Annotated in this window: 23 protein-coding genes and 2 tRNA genes; 16 read left to right on the forward strand and 9 right to left on the reverse strand. The window is 47.0% G+C overall.

The features are described 5' to 3' along the window. The first annotated feature begins 261 nt into the window (after positions 1–261). The 5 genes from VLX91_13590 (at position 262) to VLX91_13610 (ending at position 4,250) form a co-directional block, all read left to right on the forward strand. A complete protein-coding gene (locus VLX91_13590) occupies positions 262–1,257 on the forward strand; it encodes a sigma 54-interacting transcriptional regulator (GenBank protein HUI31239.1) in 996 nt (331 codons plus the stop codon). A 233-nt stretch (positions 1,258–1,490) separates the two neighbouring features. Then, a complete protein-coding gene (locus VLX91_13595; GenBank protein HUI31240.1) occupies positions 1,491–1,913 on the forward strand; it encodes a hypothetical protein in 423 nt (140 codons plus the stop codon). A 164-nt stretch (positions 1,914–2,077) separates the two neighbouring features. Next, positions 2,078–2,425 carry a hypothetical protein gene (locus VLX91_13600; GenBank protein HUI31241.1) on the forward strand — a complete coding sequence of 116 codons (348 nt, stop codon included), beginning with the start codon at positions 2,078–2,080 and terminating at the stop codon, positions 2,423–2,425. A gap of 173 nt (positions 2,426–2,598) precedes the next feature. Further along, positions 2,599–3,099 (forward strand): hypothetical protein, encoded by a 501-nt coding sequence (locus tag VLX91_13605; protein HUI31242.1) that lies wholly within the window; start codon positions 2,599–2,601, stop codon positions 3,097–3,099. 74 nt (positions 3,100–3,173) lie between these two features. Further along, on the forward strand, positions 3,174–4,250 hold the full coding sequence (locus VLX91_13610; protein ID HUI31243.1) for a tyrosine-type recombinase/integrase: 1,077 nt from the start codon (positions 3,174–3,176) through the stop codon (positions 4,248–4,250). Positions 4,251–4,261: 11 nt separating this feature from the next. On the opposite strand, the gene VLX91_13615 is transcribed toward VLX91_13610, so the two are convergent. The 5 genes from VLX91_13615 to thrB form a co-directional block, all read right to left on the reverse strand. Continuing rightward, positions 4,262–5,251, reverse strand: a complete 990-nt coding sequence (locus VLX91_13615; protein ID HUI31244.1) for a site-specific integrase — start codon at positions 5,249–5,251, stop codon at positions 4,262–4,264. 230 nt (positions 5,252–5,481) lie between these two features. After that, positions 5,482–7,131 (reverse strand): hypothetical protein, encoded by a 1,650-nt coding sequence (locus tag VLX91_13620; GenBank protein ID HUI31245.1) that lies wholly within the window; start codon positions 7,129–7,131, stop codon positions 5,482–5,484. Between the two features lie 4 nt (positions 7,132–7,135). Further along, positions 7,136–7,846 (reverse strand): ABC transporter ATP-binding protein, encoded by a 711-nt coding sequence (locus VLX91_13625; protein ID HUI31246.1) that lies wholly within the window; start codon positions 7,844–7,846, stop codon positions 7,136–7,138. Between the two features lie 17 nt (positions 7,847–7,863). Next, positions 7,864–9,168 carry a ribosome biogenesis GTPase Der gene (gene der / locus VLX91_13630; GenBank protein ID HUI31247.1) on the reverse strand — a complete coding sequence of 435 codons (1,305 nt, stop codon included), beginning with the start codon at positions 9,166–9,168 and terminating at the stop codon, positions 7,864–7,866. Between the two features lie 70 nt (positions 9,169–9,238). Further along, entirely contained in the window at positions 9,239–10,144 is a 906-nt protein-coding gene (gene thrB / locus VLX91_13635) for a homoserine kinase (GenBank protein ID HUI31248.1), read from the reverse strand. 213 nt (positions 10,145–10,357) lie between these two features. Between thrB and VLX91_13640 the strand changes: the two genes are divergently transcribed. Beyond that, a complete protein-coding gene (locus VLX91_13640) occupies positions 10,358–10,675 on the forward strand; it encodes a hypothetical protein (protein HUI31249.1) in 318 nt (105 codons plus the stop codon). Beyond that, positions 10,668–11,213: a TrmH family RNA methyltransferase gene (locus VLX91_13645; protein HUI31250.1), complete on the forward strand. Its 546-nt coding sequence runs from the start codon at positions 10,668–10,670 to the stop codon at positions 11,211–11,213. The genes VLX91_13640 and VLX91_13645 overlap by 8 nt, the downstream gene beginning before the upstream one ends. 64 nt (positions 11,214–11,277) lie before the next feature. On the opposite strand, the gene VLX91_13650 is transcribed toward VLX91_13645, so the two are convergent. From VLX91_13650 to VLX91_13665, 4 genes are all read right to left on the reverse strand, one after another. Then, positions 11,278–11,913 carry an RNA-binding domain-containing protein gene (locus VLX91_13650; protein HUI31251.1) on the reverse strand — a complete coding sequence of 212 codons (636 nt, stop codon included), beginning with the start codon at positions 11,911–11,913 and terminating at the stop codon, positions 11,278–11,280. Between the two features lie 118 nt (positions 11,914–12,031). Beyond that, positions 12,032–12,751 (reverse strand): monofunctional biosynthetic peptidoglycan transglycosylase, encoded by a 720-nt coding sequence (gene mtgA, locus VLX91_13655; protein HUI31252.1) that lies wholly within the window; start codon positions 12,749–12,751, stop codon positions 12,032–12,034. Next, on the reverse strand, positions 12,748–13,188 hold the full coding sequence (gene ruvX / locus VLX91_13660) for a Holliday junction resolvase RuvX (protein HUI31253.1): 441 nt from the start codon (positions 13,186–13,188) through the stop codon (positions 12,748–12,750). Before ruvX ends, mtgA begins: the two co-directional genes overlap by 4 nt. Next, complete coding sequence (locus tag VLX91_13665) at positions 13,181–15,388, reverse strand: bifunctional (p)ppGpp synthetase/guanosine-3',5'-bis(diphosphate) 3'-pyrophosphohydrolase (GenBank protein HUI31254.1); 2,208 nt, start codon at positions 15,386–15,388, stop codon at positions 13,181–13,183. The genes ruvX and VLX91_13665 overlap by 8 nt, the downstream gene beginning before the upstream one ends. A gap of 355 nt (positions 15,389–15,743) precedes the next feature. Between VLX91_13665 and VLX91_13670 the strand changes: the two genes are divergently transcribed. From VLX91_13670 to pheS, 9 genes are all read left to right on the forward strand, one after another. After that, positions 15,744–17,027, forward strand: a complete 1,284-nt coding sequence (locus VLX91_13670) for a multiheme c-type cytochrome (protein HUI31255.1) — start codon at positions 15,744–15,746, stop codon at positions 17,025–17,027. Next, on the forward strand, positions 17,024–17,896 hold the full coding sequence (locus tag VLX91_13675) for a hypothetical protein (GenBank protein HUI31256.1): 873 nt from the start codon (positions 17,024–17,026) through the stop codon (positions 17,894–17,896). The genes VLX91_13670 and VLX91_13675 overlap by 4 nt, the downstream gene beginning before the upstream one ends. 210 nt (positions 17,897–18,106) lie before the next feature. Next, a tRNA-Leu gene (locus tag VLX91_13680) sits at positions 18,107–18,193 on the forward strand. Positions 18,194–18,206: 13 nt separating this feature from the next. Continuing rightward, a tRNA-Val gene (locus VLX91_13685) sits at positions 18,207–18,281 on the forward strand. A 196-nt stretch (positions 18,282–18,477) separates the two neighbouring features. Beyond that, complete coding sequence (thrS, locus tag VLX91_13690; GenBank protein HUI31257.1) at positions 18,478–20,379, forward strand: threonine--tRNA ligase; 1,902 nt, start codon at positions 18,478–18,480, stop codon at positions 20,377–20,379. A 30-nt stretch (positions 20,380–20,409) separates the two neighbouring features. Continuing rightward, positions 20,410–21,054: a translation initiation factor IF-3 gene (gene infC / locus VLX91_13695; protein HUI31258.1), complete on the forward strand. Its 645-nt coding sequence runs from the start codon at positions 20,410–20,412 to the stop codon at positions 21,052–21,054. Continuing rightward, positions 21,055–21,249 (forward strand): 50S ribosomal protein L35, encoded by a 195-nt coding sequence (gene rpmI / locus VLX91_13700; protein HUI31259.1) that lies wholly within the window; start codon positions 21,055–21,057, stop codon positions 21,247–21,249. It begins immediately after the preceding gene. A 121-nt stretch (positions 21,250–21,370) separates the two neighbouring features. Next, positions 21,371–21,718 carry a 50S ribosomal protein L20 gene (gene rplT / locus VLX91_13705; protein ID HUI31260.1) on the forward strand — a complete coding sequence of 116 codons (348 nt, stop codon included), beginning with the start codon at positions 21,371–21,373 and terminating at the stop codon, positions 21,716–21,718. A gap of 110 nt (positions 21,719–21,828) precedes the next feature. Then, the gene (pheS, locus tag VLX91_13710; GenBank protein HUI31261.1) at positions 21,829–22,848 is read left to right on the forward strand and encodes a phenylalanine--tRNA ligase subunit alpha; all 1,020 of its coding nucleotides are present in this window, start codon (positions 21,829–21,831) and stop codon (positions 22,846–22,848) included. Positions 22,849–22,920: the final 72 nt, after the last annotated feature.

A 22,920-nucleotide genomic window follows, 5' to 3' on the forward strand; every position in this document is an offset into this window, starting at 1 on the left:
GTGTATTGTTAATTAGAGTTTATTAACAAGTGAAAGTGGACAGACCACTTTCAGAAAGGAAGAATATTGTGGCAACATGTAGATATTTCAACCTGGAGAATGCAAATAAATGAGCATCCCCATGCTCATAAGTGGCAGAGCGAACCACCCTGCCACGCCTCTCAGCAGTGAGAGGAAGCGTTCAAGTATCAATCTAAATGTATTAGTAATGTATGCGTTCGAGTTAAGTAAAGATTTCAACGGGACGGTGAGGGTAATCCTATGAATAACAGAGATTTCCCTGATCCGCTATTCATATCAAACAACAAGATTATGCAAGAGAGAATTAGACTCATAGAAACATATGCAAAAGCTCCATCTGTCAAGGTGGTTTTATTGCTTGGAGAACCAGGAACCGGCAAGGAATACTTTGCCAGGCACTTCAAGGAACTTAGTCCGCGAAGAAACGATCCATTCGTCACAATCAATATGTCAGCCATTCCCGATACTATGTTTGAGAGTGAACTCTACGGCCATGCCAGAGGTGCTTTCACAGGAGCCATCGGTATACGCAAAGGTCACGTGGAAGCTGCTTCTGAAGGCATCATCTTCATGGATGAGGTGGAAGCACTCAACCAAGCAAGCCAGGCAAAACTACTACGATTAATCGAGTATGGGGACTACTTTCAGGTTGGATCCGACGAACCGAAAACGACTCGAGCACAATTCGTCGTCGCGATGAACAAAAATCCGGAAAATCTACTCCACGATGGTAAGTTGCGCCGAGATTTCCATGACCGGATCAAACGTCATGTAATCAAACTTCTACCCCTTAAAGACAGGCGAGAAGATATTCCGCTCCTAGCAGAACATCTTCTTAATTGGTATGCAGCTAAGAACGGCAAAACCAAATTGACAAAGATCTCTGAATGCCTTCTCGACATACTTGTCCAGTACGATTGGCCAGGTAACGTTCGAGAACTCGCGGGAGTAATAGAAGATGCCGTGATCTTCTCTGGTGACGAAGCAGTCATTCTCGACAAAATCCGTATTCCAACAGAAGACGTTGAGCCATTCACCAGTCCGGTTTTAGGTAAAGATGCTCTGCCGGTAAATGGGACTGCACTTAGTCTAAGAGAGGAAGAGAAACATCGGCGGATCACCCGGATTCGCTCGACATTAGCTAAGAACGAAGGAAACGTATCAAAGTCTGCACTAGAACTCGGTATGCCTCGAAGCACTCTCAATAGTATGATCAAAAGAAACAAGATAGCCTGACGAAGTATCGTTATGTTGGCGAGAAATCAATAACGAAATGTCGCCACCATGGCATCTAATCTATCGAAAGCCCCTTCATTGGGGCTTTTTTTATGGCACGCAATATGAGTTATCAATGCATATGTATATGAAATATCTAACGGGAAAGACAAGTTCAAAGCCTTCAGTGCCATCACAGACTGCCATGGTACAGAGGTCAATAAAAAGGCGGCCGGAAATAAGGATTAAACACAATGGAACTAGAAACAGAGTTTAACAATCCACACCTAGCACGGATCAAGGAACACTTTGCTACGCGCGGTTACAGCATAACAGACGACGCTGAGAACGCTTTCACAGCTGAAAAAACCCGCCGCGACGAATCGATTTATATAATCATCTCCGAGGCGCCAGATCTGGATTCGATAAACGTGGAAATCTGCAGCGACCTGGGGGTCGAAACTAAATCTATCGGAGATCTGTGCCATCTTGTGAACCAACTTAACGAGAACAGCAGGACCTTTGTCTTCACTATTTCAATCGGCGAGGGTTGTGGGTTAATAGTGAAGCGTCTATACCTGAATTCTGTACTTGAGACAATTGATCCTGACGAGTTGGAACTTAAGACGATGTCAACTTTCATTCGGGCCCAAAGTCTCACAGAAATGGTTTCATGAGATGTCTCCATCCCATCTGCATTGGAGTCCCTCCACCATTTCGGGGATTAAACTGGCCGATGATCCATTTAGCAAGTACTCTCCATCACCATCTGTTAACGGTGGCCCCAGTTGGTGGGGGAGTGAAACCAATTTCAAAAGGCCGCCATCAATCATGGAGTTACATGAAACATTTAGTTATCAATCGTTATTTAGTCGACACAGTAGTTAAACCGGAACACCCAGCAGCTTTAGAAATGAAATTATTATTAGAAGACATGGCAAAAGAATATGGCGGAGAAGCTAAGAACTTTGAGATAATGAAACCCGGCGTTGCCAGCGTCGGAATCTCGACTGATGAAGCGTTGCAAAAGATCCAGGAAGAGTTCAAAGCAATGCCCAATGTTGACGTTTCCATTGTAAGTCACGCTCAAATACAGCTGGAGCGGAACCGGGAACGTCAGCGAATGGTAGATGCGAAACGTGCCACGAAAGCGGCACATAAGAAACCTGAAGAGGTTGGAAAGAAGTAACAGGTTGCCCAATCACCACCCGCTGGAAACGGCGGGTGGCCTCGGGGCGATCTTCGAGAGAAAAAAACATGAAGTCAAACTTTAAAAACAGAGCAATACAACCCAAGACACTACCAGCTGCTGTGGTATCAAAGGCCAAATCAAAACAAAGCAGCGAAAACAAAGAGGTAACAATGAAAAAAGCTAAGAAATCCAAAGGGAGACATTCTCCCGACACCAGCCTAACCCGAATCGAGCAATTCTTTAAGGCTCACGATCAAGCAATGATTCCTGATGGAAAAGATGCCTTCAAGGTCGAAGACATCATCGAGGGCGAGGCAAAACTTAATTTCTATTTCAAGGACATCCTTAAGCAGAGATCGGTTCTAGTGATAGTTAAGAGCGACCAAGTTCACGCTGACAATGTACATATGGATTTGTTCCATCTTGTTAATCATTTTAACGAGTCGTCAATCCCGTTGAAATTCACTATCAACGGATCAAACGGATCATTGCAACTCATGCGGCTCTATCCTTACGGGGATGTTAATTCTATGGACATCCATGAGATGGTCTTCCCGATGGCCCAAATCTACGAGGAAGCCGAAGCCTTGGTGGACAAAGTCGCGAACGGCTTGTCGGTAGAAGAAACGCTACGCTCAGCCACGAATGAAGCACATGACGAACAAGGATAGTAATCTAATTAAGTAGCCTGACGCCTGATCCGGCGACTGCAGCGTCGGGTCTGCTAGGCTAAGAGAAATTTATCGTGGTACAGGGAGTAACGAAACAAGTTTTGTGCGTATCTGATGTAGCACAATTCTTGGGTGTACCTGAAGCCGATGTGCTCGAACTAATCAAAAAGAAGTTGATACCTTTTGTGCAAATCGGCGAAACATATCGATTTTATATGCCTGCCCTCCATGATTGGTTGATGGCAAAACCTTACCCTATAAATGATTCCATGATCAAAACCGCCATATCGGATATGCAATTCAAGAATTTCGCGGACAAATATTTGGAATTTGTTAAGGAGAACCGAGCTCCCAAGACTCTTGAGAATGCCGAGCGGGTAATAAGATTGGCGACTGAATTGTTCGGCGAAATAATTTTGGAGAAGATTTCATTAGAACACCTCCGCAGATATGTTGAAGAACGGAGAAAAAATGTGAGCACCGCGACTCTCAGTATCGATGTCCGAACATTGAAGGCCGCCATGCAACTGGCGGTAGAATGGGAATATCTTCAAGAGAATCCTTTCAAAAAGTTCAAGAACATTCGTCAGGAGCGGAGGGCTGTGAAATTCTTGAGCAGAGCTGATATGGATAAACTTCTCAGCGCAGTTCGGGAAGAATATCTCAAGAGGCTTTTCATCTTTGCTGTATTGACTTGCATGAGACGAGGAGAGATTGTCTTTTTGAGATGGGACGACGTTAATTTCGAACTGAGATTAATTAACATTCATCCTGCCGACGATCATCGGACAAAATTCAACAAGGAACGGTCAATCCCTATTTCTCCCCAAATTGAAGAGCTTCTGAAGTCCATTGAACATCGTGGACATTACGTGTTTGTGAATAACAAGGGCGAAAGGCTTCTGGAGGATTTCGTCACGAAAAGATTCAAAGCCTACTGCCGTGAAATTGGATTAGACGAATCCATTCACTTTCACTCTTTGCGAAAAACCGGCGCAAGTTGGTCGGCAGCAAATGGTGCCACACCTTTAGCAATCCGAGAATTGTTGGGGCACAGCTCAGTCAAAACGACCGAGATTTACTTGGGCGTCCCCTCTGATTCCGTTCGGGACGCTGTTGAAAGAATAAAGTTTAACACACCTGCCGAATAGCATTCTGTCAATCAAATATTCAAATCTAACTTTTCGACAACATCGTGCATCTCAGAATTCTGCAAGTGGGCATATACTTCAGTGACCCGAGGCGAACTGTGTCCCAGCAACCTTTGCACCTGATATAACGAAACTCCTTTCTTTACGAGAAGACTTGCAAAGGTATGCCTGAGCGTGTGAAAGTGAACACCGGCCTTCATCTTCGCAACTCTTGCTGCCATTCTAAATGAACGACTGACATGATTATCCTGAGCGTGTCCTCCCCTTTTTCCTTTGAATACTAAACCTTCCCGATCTCTCTTATGCTCCAACATTCTGATAACAGTTTCGTTTAGAGGTACAACTCGCACTTTTCCTGATTTTATATGATACACGGCACTGCTTCTTATGAGAACAGTCTTTCGGGCAAAATCCAGATCGTCCCACATAACGTTCAAGACTTCTCCCAGCCTTGCACCGGTCATTGCCGCGAAGATTACAATTTCCTTTAACCATTTATCATTTATGCAATCAATTAGTTTCTTCAATTCATCTTCTGTCAGATATACAGGAATCTTCTCTTGGATCCTCATTTCCTTCACGCCGTCGCAGGGATTTTCGCCTATGATTTTCCATCGCTTGAGGATGTTGAAGAATGCTTTGATTGTTCTCACGGCTTGATTAACAGTTTCAGCCTTTACTTCCTTTATCCTTTCGACCTTGTACTTTTCGATGAGCATATGAGTTACTCGGTTTACCGGAAGATCTCCAATGATTCGGATAAGGCTTTTTATTGTGAAGTCATATATTTCTGAAGTACTTTTGGACAGGTTCGCCTTCACGAAAGGTTCAACCTCAACAAAGCACTCTGAGATAAGCTTCCCGTCTGGCTTGGTTTGCTTCAGGAAAACCTCGTAAGCCTGGGATTGAATTCTTGTTCCGGTGGTTCTCCAGACCCTTTTTCCGTTGACGGTGCTGACAATGTGGTAGATTCCCGTTTTCGCGCGGATGAGAGTTGGCATGATCGCTCCTGTTCTTTTAGGCGATGTACCATCTTGTTCGGCAGGAGTTAGATAATACTGGCAGGTGTCGGAGCCAAAAGATGCGGGATTCTAATTATTTGAAGGGATTTCTGTTGTTCCCGTCCAAGTGACAGGCAGGCGCTCTAACCAAACTGAGCTACAACCCCATTGGGACAACTAATTTAATCGCCCGCGTACGAATTATCAAGCTCATAAATCCCGGTTCAAAATCAGGACAGATCTATCTTCAACGCCTTCATGCCAAAAGTGTAAGCTAAGAGGGCACAGGCCGCGGCAATCAATCCCAAAACCCAAACCCTTGACAAATCTACATGGAAATTTCCCCGTGAAGCGAAATAGAGAAATGTCTGATTGAACACAATCGAGCTCAATATGGTCATCATCCCGAGTGAAACGAGGAGTGAAACTGTTGCGCCGTGTGAGGATGAGATCCGAACGGCATCCGTTTCCTTATAATCCACAAATACCCCGCCGAATATCATTACCACGGACGGAAAAATTATTCCTCCAAACAACCCGTACAATGTGCTGAGTGGGATAAGCTGGCGGAAATTTTCGAACGGCGACGGCGACGCGTAACCGAGAACGGCGCCAATCAATGTCGAAATGATGATGCTCGGCAAAAGTTTGGAACAAAAAACCCGTCTTAAGTTTACCGGAGAGGATCGAAGAAGCCACATGCTTTCGCCTTCAAGGCTGAGCATTGGATATACAAATCTAACGGCGAGCGAGACGATAAGGAAACTATTGAATGCAAATATCAACGTAAACGCCGAAGTGACGATGAAATTATCCGGCAAAAAGATCCTCATTGCAAATAGATTGAAGAGAAATATACCTATCAGGATGATCAGCACTGTAAAATGAAATGTCTGGCTCGGTTCGCGGAGAAAGAGCAGCATGTCTTTACGAAGGAGCGAAATTGATCTGCAATTCCTTCCACCGTCGGCCGACGCGGCTGATTTTCTCACTTTTCTCTCGAAAAGCTTGTGACGCGCAATCCAGAACGCATCCTGATAATACTTATCCGCCAACTTGATCATTAAAACGAATAGACCGGCCGCTATGGCGCATACGATCAAAGCCGACGCCGCAGCTCCTATGAAATTCTTCGTGGTTGCGAAGTAGAAAAAATTTGCGGCCCAAAAACTCGGCGCAAAATAATCCGACTTCGGATCGAGCGATCCCAAATACCTATCGATGTGCGGATAATATTTCATCACGTCGGTGAATAGTTTGAACGGGTTATTCAGGCGAATGTACAAATAGGTGCCGCCCGCATAAAGCGCCGTCACCACAAGCACCGCTGCCCTGACCGAAATTTTTCTGGAAAATTTTAAAACGACCAGTAAGATGATCGAACCGATACACGCGGCCGAGAGTATCAACGGGAAGACTGCAAGAATTATTCCCAGTATTGCCACCAGACCGTTATGAAAATATCCCGCATAGCCTGCGACGGCGGAAATAATAAGTATCGACATGAGCGCGGAGCTATACAGAAATGAATCGAGAAACTTCGAGACGAAAATCTGCACGGGCTCAATTGGAAGCGTATGAAGGAACTCCGCTTCCTTATTTCTAAATATCGTCGCGAAGGCAACGAGAATATTAGCCACGCTGATGATGGCAAAAAAAACAAATAAGCTTAACGCAAGTAATCTGTGATAAAGAAATAGCCCGAGCTTAGCTTCCTTTATGACATATCCCGTGGCAAATTTCACGACTGCAAAAGTAAAATAAGCGAAGATCGAAAAAGTTATCACTGAAAATATCGACCTGAGCAGATGGTGGCTTATCCGCTCGCCGCCCTCGAGATAAAGGAGACGCAGTTTTGTCTTTACGAGTTCTTTCAGCATTTTTTTACGAAGTCAGCTCGATGTACCTTTTCTCGAGATGCTCTGTGCCGTTGCCCGAGAATTCCTGCATAGACCCCTCAAACACGAGCCTGCCTTTGTGAATAATTCCGACTCTGGTGCAAATATCTTTCGCGAGCGACAGCTGATGAGTCGTTACAAATACGGCAGCACCATTCTGCGCTGCGAGTCTGGTCTGCGCTTTAAATGTCTCTGCTCCCCGTGGATCTAGTCCGACCATCGGTTCGTCAATAACTATGAGTTTAGGCCTGTGCATCATGGCTGCCGCCAGTATAAGCCGCTGCCTCATTCCCTGTGAATAGTCTTCAATTCTCTTGTTCAGCCATGGCAGCACCTCGAAGATCTCGGAAACCCCTTTGACGCTTTTCATGGCATCTTCTTTTTCCATCCCATACAACCGCGCGACGAACAAAAGAAACTCCTGTCCGCTCAACTTCTCGTAAAGGAACGGCTGATCGGGAACATAGGAAAGATATTTCTTCGCTTCTCGCGGGAATTTATGCGCGTCGATGTCGTTTATTCTTACGATGCCCGAGGTCGGCTTGAGGAGTGTTGCAATCACTTTTATTGTCGTCGTTTTTCCTGCCCCGTTCGGACCGAGAAAACCGTATATTTCACCCGGTTCAATATTAAGAGAAAGATTTTCGACTGCAGTGAACGAGCCGAATTTCTTTGATAACGAATTCAGTTCAAGCATGCGATGAATTTCTCATTTCACTTTTGTTTAAACACGACCCTTATCGGCACGCCCTCGAACGCGATTCTCTCTCTGATCTTGTTTTCCAGGAATCTTCTGTAGGTTGTCGATACCTCTTCGGGCAAGTTCGTGAAGAACGCGAAGGTCGGGATTTTGCTTTCAACCTGCGTGACATACTTTATCTTTATCTCTCTGCCGGTTTTCGAGAATGGCGGCGTCCTTCCGATTAACGGTAATAAATAGTCGTTCAGTTCACTCGTTTTTATTTTTGACTTTGAAGATTCATCTATATCGATGGCTTTCGAAAGGAGCTTCTGCACGCGCTGCTTTTCCAATACAGAGATAAAGACCACCGGTATGAAATCATGGATCCGGAGCCTCGCCTTAATTGCCTTTTCATACTCCGCAGCTGTCACACTTTTTTTATCTACCAGATCCCATTTGTTGACTCCTATGACGGCGGGCTTTCCATGTTCCATCGTGTACTCAACAATTTGCAGGTCCTGCTTCTCGACTCCTATGGAAGCATCGAAAAGAATTATTGCAGTGTTGCATCTCTCCACGGACTGGAAGGTCCTCAGTGCGCTGAAGAATTCTACCGATTCCTTTATTTTACTTTTTTTCCGGAGACCTGCGGTGTCGATGAGAATTATTTCTTCTCCCTGGAAACTTAGATGCGAATCGACGGAATCACGGGTCGTTCCCGGAACATTTGTGACTATCGAGCGATTCTCGCCAAGCAGCAGGTTCACAAAAGAGGATTTGCCGACATTAGGCTTCCCGATGACGGCTATCCTTCTCTCATCCGGAATATCTCTTCCTTCTTCTCCATCAGGTATAATTTCAATTACCTTGTCTAAAAGATCTCCGGTACTCCTGCCGAGCTGAGCTGAGATCCCCATGACATTCTCAAAACCGAGCTCAAAGAATTGACCGACGCTCTTCTCGTGTTTCACATCGTCGACTTTATTGACAGCAAGAAGGACCTGTTTGCTTTTCCTGCGCAGAATATTTGAAAGCTCTTTGTCGACCGGATGGATTCCCGCTCGCGCGTCCACGACGAGCACAATCGCATCGGCTTCGTCCACGGCATATTGAGCCTGTTCCCTGATGGCCTGTTCAAAGATATTTTTCGAGTCCGGCACGAAGCCGCCCGTGTCTATTACCGTAAACTTCTTTCCCCGCCATTCGAAAGTCCCGTAAATTCTATCGCGCGTTACACCAGGCTTGTCGTCGACAATTGCATGTCTTCCCCCAATGAAACGGTTGAATAACGTGGACTTACCGACATTCGGCCTGCCGATGATTGCGATGGTTGCCATTGACTATCGACTAATCTCAATTCTCAAACCCGACACGTTTGATAAACCTGCAAGGTCCTTGAGAGTAAGTTCAATCCGCTCCGGATGATCCGTCATGGAACACCTTGACACCTTCATTTACCGGTTCGAAAATTTCCACCCGCCAATCGAGCTTCAATTTCTTAATCAAACCCTTAAAAGAATTCTCAACTTTCTCGCTGTCATGAATCGAGAATGCTATGCAGCTGCTTCCTGCTCCGCTGACAGCGAACGCTAGGGCACCGCAGCCGAGTGCCGCCTTCTCAAAATCCTCAAAATGCGGAATGAGCTTCTTACGATGCTTTTCATGGAGCTCGTCATGGACCGCATGCCGGAGCATTTCATAATCGCCTGAAGAAAATACCGCCACCAAAAGCGAACTGTGCTGAATATTCGAAACTGCGTCGCGGAGCGTCACAGATGCCGGAAGAATCTTCCTCGCAGCGGAAGTCTCGACTTTCGAATCGGGGAGAACGGCGACGAATCTCAGGTTCCCATTGACGGGAATCTTGATGTGCGAATAAGCTCCGTCTTCTCCGCGCGCATTGATGACAAGCCCGCCGAAAAGGGCGGCGCTTACATTATCAGGATGACCCTCGATGCTTATTGCGATGTTATAAATGTCAGCTACACTGCGCTTCTTTTGAAGGAGCTCGTTGCCGAGAACTAAACCGCCTATGATGGCAGCTCCGCTGGCGCCGAAGCCCCCGCATGACGGAATTTCGTTGTGGATCTTTATTTTCAGTTTCGGTACTTCCCCGAGAATTTTCGTCAGCGCGCGCACAGTCAGATTTGATTCGTCGCGGGGAATTTCGCTGGCGCCTTCGCCGGATATCTCGACGGAAAAATCTCTCGAAGGCACGGCTTCGATGGTGAGATACCTGTTCACCGCAAGCCCGAGTGTGTCGAAACCCGGCCCTAAATTCGATGTCGAAGCTGGAACCACTATTTTTTTCAAAAATCGCGCAGTCAGAATAAAACTCCTTTTGCCGTTCGTTTATTATATGATTAGGGTATGGCGCCAAAGCGCTCGCTTAAAATATAACCTTTATATGTCAAAGATTAATGGCGGAAGAATTGAAAGTGACAGAGAAAAGTTATTTTCAATTATTCACTTTTGGCTCCCAATTGACATTGATTTTCACGTGTTGAGATTAGATTTTGAAATAGAATGATTCCCGTTTTGATTTTCTGGATGCATATTACGGCCGGCGTTTATCTGCTTGCGAAAAGATATTATGAGGAGACACTCGGCGAGGCGCTACTTGCTGTCGGGTTCGCCGGGATCATCTTCACCGCAGGCTGGACTCTGTCTTCATTTATGATACGAATCACCTTCGGCAAAGAAGGAGTAAGTGCGATACTGGACGGCGACTCGTTATCGCTCATCTTGCTAACCGTTTTCGAGGTCGTTTTTTACAGGGTTTGGTTCAGAAAATCTCCTCAGCATCCAGAAGATTCTACCCCCGGCCAGCCTGCCGATGCGTAAGCTGGCACACGCCGAGATTTCATCCCGCCGGCTGTCGGTCGAACAGGCGATCGCAGCTGAGCGCATGCCGATCTACGGCTTTCTTGAAAATGTCCGCAGCCTTTATAATGTCGGTTCGATCTTCAGGACTTCTGATGCTGCCCTTCTCTCGAGACTCTACCTCACCGGATTTACCCCTTATCCTCCCAGGCCGGAAATTTCAAAGACCGCTCTCGGGGCTGTCGAAAGTGTGCCATGGTCGTACCATAAACGGCCTCTTGATGCCGTCCACGAAATCAAGTCTCGTGGAATAAAATTTGTGGTGCTCGAACAAACCGATGAGAGCATTCCCCTGTGGGAATTGCCTCGCGAGTTTTTCCCGGTCTGTATCGCTGTCGGAAACGAGATCGGAGGAATAACAAAGGATGTCGTGGAAGCTGCCGATGTTGCCGTGGAAATCCCGATGAGAGGGGTGAAACATTCGCTCAATGTTGCGGTAGCCTATGGAATTGCAGTATATAGATTGTTTGAAATGTGTGCCGGGAAACGACATGAATAATGATTCGGAAATCAGAGAAAGGAAAGAAGACGGAAGCCGTGTCCGGCTTCATGACCCTTGCGTCTTAAAAAGCCGATGTAAAGTACTCGAATTTCTCTGCCGTGTGAATCCTTATCACTCCCGCTCTGACAAGATTGACTAAGATTTTCGAGGCCCGTCTTTCGCTGATGTTAACAAGCTTTGCAAACTCCTTCACCGTAACCCGCTGGTGGTCTTCCAGATACTTGAACAGCCTTCGCTCGTTTTCACCTATGATAACCGAAAGAGGTTTGCTGTCCGGACGTTCACTCTCCAATATTTTGATAACTTCCCTGCTTGCGATCACGCTCTTGTCGTTTACGCGTATATAAACTCTTGCATCGCGGGACACATCCTCTTTATAATCCTGCAGCCTGTGCGGCTTCTTTCTGCTCTCTTCGACGATTGCGACCACGATGTCTTTTCCGTTCAATTCTATGACCTGAACGATAGGCTCGATCGGCGGCTCACAATATCTGCGGGATGCCTCGTAGATGAGATCGATCTCCGATTTCTCGCTTTCGACTCCATAAATTGTACCGTCGTCATCAACGCCAAAGAGGATCATCCCACCTTTCGTATTCGCGAACGCGATAAGCTCCTTCGCAATTTTTTCAATTCCGCTGAATTGTCGCTTGAACTCTATCTTAAAGTTTTCTCCCTCGGAAATGAGGGCCTTCAATTCAGAAACATCCACCTTAACTAACTCGCATTTTTAAATTTCGAGCTCCCGACTTGGGACTAAGCGTTCGTCCCGTTTTTCCCAATTCAAAATTCACTTATGCAATTGAAACTTCCAATTACCATCCTCGAGCGTCCATCCTTGCCAGTATTACGTCCGTTCTGGACAAAACAAACTTGCCGGTCGAATCAGGCGTATGTTTAATCGGGCTCGGAATAACTGCGGAAAGTCTGGCTGCCTGGTCGCGAGAAAGCTGAGACGCCGGGACATTGAAATCAATCCTGCTCGCTGCCTCGACCCCGAAAATTCCCCGGCCAAATTCGATTTCGTTCAGATATAATTCCACTATTCGATCCTTTGTTAAATAATATTCCAGCATATACGCCGCGATGATTTCGTTGACCTTAGTCAACGGATCACGGCTCGTTGAGAACCATAGATTCTTAGCCAGCTGCATCGTGATGGTGCTCGATCCGCGGACTATTTTCTTCTCCTCCCAATTCTTCTGAAGAGATTGCCCAACTTCGTGCCAGTCAACGCCGTTGTGCTCAAAGAAAGTCCCGTCTTCGCCGACTACCGCCGCGTGGATCATCGAACTGGAAATTCTTGAAAGAGGTACGTAAGCGTATTTAATCTTATAAAACTCATGTCTGGACTTCGCCTGCGTGATCCTTTGTTTCATCAAAGCCGTCAAACCTGGATTTTCAGTTCTCAAACCCGCAACAGTCCACGGTAACGGAAGCATGACAATTTCTATGATCAAAAACACCACGAGGATAACCGGGATGACCCTTCCGAAAGTGGCCATCCTCCGCCTCGGTTCTAATTCATCACTCATCTATGTGAATCGAGATAACTCTGGAGAATGATCTGAGAAGCCATGCGATCCAGGTTACCTTTCTTTTGCCTTTCACTTTTCTTGATGCCGAGTTCGATTTGTGTCCGCTGGGCAATAGTGGTAGTAAATCTCTCGTCCCATTCGACAACCTCGACTTTTTTCTCATAACCCTTTGACATTTTTTTCTTCAATACATCTGCGAATTTCGATGCAAGTATTGCGGAGTTTCCTTCGCCTCCACTTAATTTAAGCGGTTTGCCTATCACAATCTTGGTAACCGACATTCTCTTTACTAATTCGAGAATCTTATCGGGGAGATCACGATCGTTGGGAAGAGTATCGATGCCTTGGGCAATGATTCCCATGGGATCGCTGACGGCGATGCCGACTCTTTTCGACCCGAAGTCAATTCCCAAAACTCGTTTTTCGTCAGGCATTCTGCCCGCCGGAAACGGCAGTGGATAATCTGTCGACGCGAGTCACACCTTCGATCTTCTTCAACTTATCGATCAGACGCTCCAGATGTTCCCTGTCTTTCACATACATAATGATTTGACCTTCAAAAATTGCACTGCGCACTTCTGCAGAAACGCTGCGGATATTCGTGTTCTGATAGTTTGTTATGGCGTGCGTAACTTCGGTCAGGATCCCGGGCCTATCCAATCCGGAGATGGTCACTCCGGCGACGAATAGACCGCTGCTTTCTCCGGGCCAGGTTGCCTCAACTATTCTCTCCTTTGCCTGACTGTCTAACCTTCCTACGTTTGGACATGACTTCCGGTGTATTTTTATCCCTTCGCCTGTAGTGACGAAACCGACTATCTCATCTCCCGGAATCGGATTGCAGCACTTCGCATAAGAGACCTTCCAATCGGTTCGAGATCCATCGACGACGATTCCCTCCGACGATTTTCTTGCTATCTCGACGAAAGTTTGAACGGGCTTCGCAGCCTCCCCTGTTTCTCTCAGAGATTTCTGCTGTCTTAGCCGAGCGATCAATCTTTCAGGCTCGACCTCCTCATCGGAAATAGCCGAATAAAATTTCTGAGGATTATCGAACTTCAAATCATGAAGCAGTTTCGCAAAATCTTCTTCTGAAATCGAAAGCTTGTTTTTCTTCAGCTTCTTATTCCAGATTTCTTCACCCTCGGCAGCTTTTTTCCTCGCTTCTTCATTCAACCAGCGTCTGATGTGTGCCTTGGCTTTTCTTGAAACGACAAATTTCTCCCAGTCGGGATTTACATTTTGATTTGACGAGGTGATAATCTCAATTTGATCGCCGCTGTTCAATTTCGTACTAAGCGGAACAATCCTTCCGTTAACTTTTGCGCCGACACAATGTGTGCCTACCTGAGAATGTATCTCAAATGCAAAGTCCACCGGGGTTGCCCCTTTCGGAAGTATCTGTAAATCTCCTTTCGGAGTGAATACGTAGATCTCATCCTGGTACAGATCGAGTTTGAATCCCTCCAGGAAGCTCGATGCATCATCGGTTGAAACCGCAGGCTGCTCGAGAATCTCCCGCACCCATGATATCCATTCTTCAAGGTTCCTATCAGATTCTTTGACTCCTTCTTTGTATTTCCAGTGAGCCGCAACGCCGCGCTCTGCGACCTCGTCCATCTGTTGTGTTCGGATCTGCACTTCGACCATCTTGCCTTCCGGGCCGATCACCGTTGTGTGGATAGACTGGTATCCATTTTGCTTTGGAACAGAAATATAGTCTTTGAACCGCTCCGGGACCGGCGTATATATCTCCGAGACTATTCCATAAACGGTAAAGCAATCGTTCTTGTCGTCAGTGTCAAGAATAATTCTTACTGCGAACAAATCGTATATCTCCTCTATCGGCTTGCCGCGTTTCACCATCTTGTTGTAGATACTGTAAATGTGTTTCGGCCGGCCGGTGATCTCAAATTTGCTTTCTTCATCTTCGAGACGCTTTTTTATCGGCAGGATAAATTTCCTAATATACGATTCACGTTCACGGCGTTTCGCCTGCAGTTTCCTCGATATATACTCGTAGTCGGCAGAATTGAGGTGCTTGAATGCGAGGTCTTCGAATTCCCATTTAACTTTCGCCAAGCCGAAACGGTGGGCAAGAGGAGCATAGATTTCCAAAGTCTCTTTCGCGATCCTCTGCTGTTTCTCCGGCGGAAGGAACGCAAGCGTCCTCATGTTGTGCAATCGGTCGGCAAACTTCACAAGAATGACCCTAACATCCTTTGCCATCGAGAGAAGCATCTTGCGGTAATTGTCGGCGCGCGTGATCTCGTGACTCTCGACGGCGCCGGAAATCTTCGTCACCCCGTCGACGATATCGGCAACTTCATTTCCAAATTCCGTCCGAACCGCTTTCAGATCGTAAGGGGTATCTTCGACAACGTCATGGAGCAGTGCTGCTGCGACAGAGATATCATCAAGTGGAATCTCCTTTGCCACCACAAGGGCCACTTCAAAGGGATGTGAGAAATACGGTTCGCCCGAGGCGCGAGGCTTACCCCGGACGTGAGCATTCCAGCTGAACTCGAATGCCCGCCTTATCAAATCCTCGTTAAACGTGTACAGGTTTGCCCGGCACACATCCAAGAGGTGATTTAGTTTTTCAGTGCTTCGTATGTCGGCTAAATATGACACTTTCTATCTCTCTCGGCAGGAATCTGAGCTCTAAGAAATTCCAGCTCTTCTTTAATTTAAGAGAGGGCAGATAATTTCCAAGGCTTTGAGGAGACATACCAAAAAAAAGCTGCTTTTCATCAATTTGAAAAGGTTCCCCAAAAAGAATAATCGAACAAAATCCAATTTTTGTGTCTTTGAGCCGCCAACGCAGGACAAAATTCATGTGTGATCGGTGAAATAACAGTTGAATATTTGGCAATGCCGGTGCAAATTTTTCCTACAAGATGAGTTGAAAATTATCGATGTTTTCGATATCGGGATCTAGTATATTTCAGATGAAAAAGTCCTATAATCATGAGCAGGAAGTAAAGAGATGAGACGTGAAATACCAAAAACTGTCATAGCAGGAATCATTATAACTGTTGTGGTTCTTCTCGCAATCTACATTTTCACAAACCTTCCGGGCGGAGGTACATCAGTATCTCACGCCCCATCGACTGAAGTCTCGTACGTGGGCGGAGACAAGTGTGCAACCTGCCACCAGCGTGTCACTCCCGATATTGTCTTCCAATTCGCCTCGGGAACCATGGCAAAGTCGGGCGTGAAATGCGAGGATTGTCACGTCGTCGAAAGGAACAATCCGATGGGCCACGAACACGAAGGATTCTACATTACTTCGGAGCCGACGCCCAAACAGTGCGGAAGATGCCACGTGAGAGAGACCGACGAATATTCACACAGCCGCCACGCCGGACCGGCATGGATGGCACTTACCGGTTTTGACGATTTCGATTCCGATCAACGGAAGGTGACTGAAAGCATCCCCGAGCTTACCCGCGGGCCGAACGGAATTCCCACCGCTACGAGAAATTCCATCTTCGATATGGAGGGCCCGAACGTAACGCCTGCCGCATGTCAAAGCTGCCATGAAATCGGGAAGCCGAACAAGGATGGCAGCATCGGCAACTGCAACAAGTGCCACCTTAGGCACGAGTTCTCTCTTGGCCAGGTCCGCAAGCCTGAAGTATGCGGACAGTGCCACCTCGGTCCCGATCATCCCCAGGATGAGATTTACAGAGAATCCGCACACGGTGTGATGTACGCGACCGAAGGAGATAAATGGAACTGGGATCAGAAACCCGGCCGGCTGACAACCCGGGATTTTCCAGCTCCAACTTGCGCCACCTGCCACATGAGCGGCTTCGGCGGACAAGGCACCACACACGAAGTGGGAACCCGTCTCACAAAATTTTTATTCTCGGCAATCTCAGCTGACAGACCGAACGGCGGGCAAAATCGCCTCGCAATGCAAGAGATCTGCGCGAATTGCCATTCGCAATCGTTCATCAAAAATGTTTATCGGCAGGCCGATAGTGTCACCTCCTTTGTGAATTCAAAAGTGCAGGAAGCTTCCGACATAATCACGGGACTCATTAAAGATAATGTAATTACTTCCAGACCGTTCGCGACACAAATCAGCTACGATGCCTTCGATCTCTGGCATTACTACGGCAGGACGGCGAAGTTCGCTGCTTACATGCAGGGACCGGACTACGTTCAGTGGCACGGCGTATACCCTCTTCTCAAGCAATTAAGCAAAGTGAAAGAGGATGCTCAGGAATTACGTTCTCGCCACAGAGGAGGCGTCGGGCAATGAATGAGCTGACAGTATTCCATCTTGCGCGCGTGAAATTGCCGATCGATAAAAATAGACTTCTTCTGATCCTTGTCGGCGTGAATTTTATCTTTACCGGACTTGACGTTGTCCTTGCACACGCGGTGAATGATTTTGTACCATCATACGAACTGATTCCAGTAATCTTTGCGCCGCTGGGCGCTTTATCCAGTTTCCTTGTAGCGCTAAGACCGAGACCGGGAAAACCAACCGTTCTTGCTCATATTATGCTGATGGGATTGGGAATCATTGTTGGCGTGCTTGGAACGGCGTTTCACGCGAATCAGGCGTTAAACCCGCTTGGACAACTGACTTGGATTTGGGTAACATTTGCTTCTCCCATTCTCGCACCGTTGGCGTTTGCAGGAATTTCTTTCGTCGGCTTATACGGTGTTATCAAGGAAGTCAACAACCAACCCGGAATTCTCGAGGTGCCTGGTCTGGGAGTTTTTAGAGCGCCCATCTCGCGTGACCGCCATTTTCTTTGGCTTGTCGGTCTCGGATTCGCAGCAAGCGCGCTCACTTCGATTATCGACCATGGTCAATACGGATATTCATTATATAAGCTGATTCCCATTGTATTCGGATTATTTTCTACGAGTGTAGTCATGACACTGGCCATTAGCAAGAATTGGTCTCACGGAGATGAGTTGACGTATTTCTGGACAATGATTGCGGCAATAGTTGTTGGCGTGCTTGGATTTGCATTCCACTTGTCGGGTGATCTCGCGGACAACGGCCGTCTCAGCATCGAGAGAATCCTCGTGTTTGCTCCGGTTCTCGCCCCGTTGCTGTATTCCGATTTGGGAATACTCGGACTTATCATAGTGGCAAACCAGGAAGGCGAGTAGAGTTTCTGAAAAATGTGATCGTACAGCAAAATCCCATGCAGATATCTTTAAAAAGCTAACAGTTCCAGCCAATTCACGTTGACTTTCATGCCATTGGTACCTAAATTAATTGTCCCGAAAAAGGTTCGGAACAAGGCTTTTCTGAAAGTGCCCTTCGGGCCGGCGGAACACGGCTGCGTGCCAGAACACCGGCACCTCGTGTGCATGCGCGCCGGGGTGGCGGAACTGGTAGACGCGAAGGACTTAAAATCCTTTGACCTCTAAAAGGTCGTGCGGGTTCAAGTCCCGCCCTCGGCACAGTTTTACCCGCGGGCGATTAGCTCAGTTGGTTTAGAGCGCTACATTGACATTGTAGAGGTCAGAAGTTCGAATCTTCTATCGCCCACTGAAAGCAGAAATTGAGAAGAAAGAAAAAAGGCTCACGTGAAAATTGTAGTTGCGAAAGAAATATCACTTCGAAGAAAAGAATTCATTCGAACAAGTTGGGAATTAACAAGTAAAATGTCCTTCCGATAAGTATGGGGTTTGGTTTACTCCGTTGATGTGCAATCTCTCCGACCTTTTTAATACAAAAAAGCGTTATGCCTAAAGTAAAACTCCCCGATAATTCCATATTACAGGTCGATTCCTCTGCGCCGGCGATCGAAGTCGCAAAGAAAATCAGCCGCTCGTTGGCGGAGGAGGCACTTGCTGTGAAGATCGACGGAAAAACCTCGGATCTTAACGCTCCTATTATAGATGATTGCGAACTCAGGTTCCTGACCTTCGACGATCCGGAAGGACGCGAGGTCTATTGGCACAGCAGCTCGCATTTGATGGCACACGCCATCCAATCAATTTTCCCGGAGGCAAAATTCGGGGTTGGTCCTGCAATCGAAGACGGATTTTATTATGACGTCGACGTCAATAAGACTTTGTCTCCTGCAGATCTGGAAGCGATCGAAAAAAGGATGCATGAAATAGCGGAGCAGAACAGTCCGTTTGTTCGAAAAGTTGTCGACAAAGATGCGGCATTAAAATTTTTCAGAGATAAGAAAGATCCATACAAAGTCGAGATCATCGATGCCCTCGACGAGACGATAACTTTTTACAGCGAAGGCGATTTTACCGATCTCTGTCGCGGCCCGCACGTTCCATCGGTGGGTAAATTGAAATACTTCAAACTTCTCGGCACAAGCGGAGCATACTGGAGGGGCGACAGCAAAAACAAAATGCTCCAGCGCGTTTACGGCGTCTCGTTCCCGAAGAAAAAGATGCTCGAAGATCATCTCAAGATGCTGGAGGAGGCGAAGCTGCGCGACCATCGAAGGCTCGGACGCGAGCTTGAACTATTCGTGTTCCACGATATAGCTCCCGGTGCACCGTTCTGGCTCCCGAATGGAATGATAATCTTCCGCGAACTCGAAAAATTCATTCGCGAGGAACTCGACAAGCGGAATTATCTCGAAATATCGACCCCGATGCTCGTGAAAAAAGATTTGTGGGAACAGTCGGGACACTGGGGACATTATAAACAAAACATGTTCATCCTCGACGTCGAGGAGGATACATATTCTCTGAAGCCGATGAATTGTCCGGAAAGCAGCTACGTGTATCGATTTAAAACCAGAAGCTACCGCGACCTTCCGCTTCGCTATTCTGAAATCGGCAGGCTGCACCGCAACGAAATTTCCGGCGCACTCGGCGGAATGTTCCGCGTCAGACAAATAACGATGGACGATGCCCATATTTATTGCCGCCCCGACCAAATCCTGTCGGAGATAAATGACCTTATCGGTCTCGTAAAACATGTCTATGCCCTTTTCAGATTCGAAGTCTCTTTCAAACTCTCGACTAAGCCGGACGACGGCATGGGCGATCCAAAGCTCTGGGACCAGGCGGAAGCCGCACTGAAACAGGCGTTGGAACAAAACGGAATTAAGTACGACATAAAAGAAAAGGACGGCGCTTTTTACGGACCCAAGATCGACATTCAAATCAAAGACGCCATCGGACGAGAATGGCAGGTTGCCACAATTCAACTCGACTTCGTCATGCTTCCCGAGAGATTCGATCTGACTTACGCCGATGCCGACGGGCAGGCAAAAAGGCCGGTTGCAATTCACCGGGCCATATTCGGTTCATTCGAAAGATTCGTCGGCATATTGACCGAGCACTACGCCGGAGCATTTCCCGCATGGCTTTCGCCCGTGCAAGCGGCAGTTCTTCCGATCACCGATTCCGTCAACGAATACGCAAGATCTGTCGTGGAGGCCTTGGCCAAAGAAAATGTCCGGGTCGAGCTTGATGATCGCAACGAAAAAATCGGATTTAAAATCCGTGAATGGGAAACAAAGAAAGTTCCTTATATGTTGGTTGTTGGACAAAAGGAAAAGGATACCGGGAAAGTTGCAATTCGCAAGCACCATGAAGGCGACAAAGGAGCATCGCCGCTTTCAGAGTTTATCTCGATGATAAAAAACGAAATAGCAAACAAAACATAGGAGACGCCTATCAACATACCTAAACTCAGAATCAACAACGAGATCAAGGCACCGACTGTGCGCCTGATCGATTCCGACGGAAAACAGCTGGGGGTTATGCCGCCGCGAGAAGCTTTGAAGCTATCCGAGACAAGAGGTCTGGACCTCGTGGAGATCGTGCCGACGTCCAACCCACCGGTCTGCAAACTTGTCGATTACGGGAAGTACATGTATGAGCTGACGAAAAAAGAAAAAGCGAAAACGAAGGGACAGTCTTCCGCACAGCTCAAGGAGATACGCTTCCATCCAAACACCGACGACCACGACTTCCTTTTTAAATCGAGACATGCAAGAGAATTTTTGGAACAGGGACATAAGGTAAAAGGAAGCGTTTTCTTTAAAGGACGGGAGATAACATACACAGCTCTCGGTGAGGATCTTCTAAAGAGGTTCATGGAATTCCTCGACGATGTCGGTAAAGTGGAACAGTTACCCAAGCTGGAAGGAAAGAACATGGCCGTGATCATAGCTCCCGATAAATCCAAAAAGAAAACCGCTTCGTCCGCGAAGCGAGGCGAGTCGGCTCCGAAGAATTCGGAAGGAACACCTTCGCCGAAGGTTCAAGTAGTCGAAAGCACTTCGTCACATCAGGAGCAGGGACAGATCAAGAAACAAAACGACACAAAGGAGAATTGAATGCCGAAGACAAAAACAAATCGTGCTATGGCAAAGAGGATAAAGAGGACTTCAAGCGGCAAATACCTTCGCGAGAAAGCATTCAGAAGTCATATTTTGACATCGAAAACTCGTAAAAGGAAACGTCAGCTTAGAAAGGCCGGGGTTCTCGACAAGACCGACGTGGGACGTGTCCGCGGCATGTTGAACCAATAACCCGCCTGCACGATAAAGCGCCGCGGGACACTATCGATTAGTCTTGAGAAGTTGCGGCACGGAGTCGTGAATTTTTGGCGAGAGTGTGTTATATTTGAGACGTTAACGGAGAAATTATAAAATGCCACGTTCAAAAAATAAAGTAGCTTCCCATAGAAGGCGGAAGAAAACGCTTGAATTAGCGAAAGGATCCTGGGGCGCACGCAGCAAGGTACACACTGTTGCAAAGCACCATGTCGAAAAGGCGCTCCAACACGCGTACAGGGATCGCAGGAAAAAGAAACGAGAGTTCAGAAGTTTGTGGATTGTCCGCATCAATGCCGCGGCCCGCGAAAACGGGACGACATACTCGCGCTTGATAGCTGCACTCGCAAACAAGGAAGTTACAATAAACAGAAAAGTTTTGGCCGACCTAGCCGCGAATAGTCCGGAGACATTCAAGGAAGTCGTCCATTTTGCTTTTAATTAATACGATCTTCCTGCGCTCGGAAATTCGGGTCTTCTGAAACGCAGGAAGATTTTTTGTATTCGGACAACAATCGTTCCTGGATTTTTTTATCGGAATGACGAGAAGACAATATGCTCGATGAAATCGCAAGACTGAAAGAAGAAGCCACCGCTGCGATCGGCAGATTGAATTCTGCGGAAGACTCCGAAGATTTTCGACTGACATATCTATCGCGCAAGGGTCTCCTCGCGCAGCTCTTCGAGAAAATGAAAGATGTACCTGCAGAGGAGCGGCCCGCATTCGGCAAATCACTGAACACTCTTCGAGACTTCCTGGAATCAGAATTTGAGTCGGCAAAAAAAAGGATAGAGGACCGGAAATCATCCACGAGCATGAAAGTCGATCTTTCGGTGCCCGGACGAAAGAGATATGTCGGGCGGAAACATCCGCTGACCCGGACCCTCGAAGATATAAAGAAAATCTTCATCGGCATCGGCTTCGGAATCGCCGACGGACCGGAAATCGAAGATGATTATCACAACTTTGAAGCTCTCAACTTTCCGCCGGATCATCCCGCACGTGACATGCAGGATACTTTTTTTGTGAAAGGCGATACCGGGAAATATGTCTTACGAACACACACATCTAACGTTCAAATTTGGGTAATGGAACAGAATAAGCCGCCCGTTCGTGTCATAATGCCGGGGAGATGTTACCGCAACGAAGCGGTCAGCGCACGGGCCTATTGCATGTTTCATCAGGTCGAGGGATTGTATGTGGATAAAAATGTCAGCTTTGCGGAGCTGAAAGGAACAATCTCTTTCTTCGCAAAGGAACTTTTCGGCACGGACGTGAAGACTCGCTTCCGTCCGAGTTTCTTCCCGTTCACAGAGCCGAGCGCAGAGGTTGACGTAAACTGCTTTATCTGCGGCGGGAAAGGATGCCGCGTCTGCAAATATTCCGGTTGGCTTGAAATCTTAGGCTGCGGCATGGTCGACCCGAATGTTTACAAATTTGTAGGCTACGATCCCGGCGAAGTAAGCGGCTACGCATTTGGAATGGGAATCGAACGACTCGCGATGCTTCGTTACGGCATCGATGATATCAGACTTTTTTTTGAAAACGATCTCCGCTTTTTGAATCAGTTTTAAATTCCACCCTTTTTTCTAACGAATTAAGGTTGGAGTGACCTTGTTCTTATAGATTACGGCAATTCGGTGCTT

This window comes from Candidatus Acidiferrales bacterium, assembly GCA_035515795.1.
GTDB lineage: Bacteria > Bacteroidota > Ignavibacteria > Kryptoniales > JAKASW01 > JAKASW01.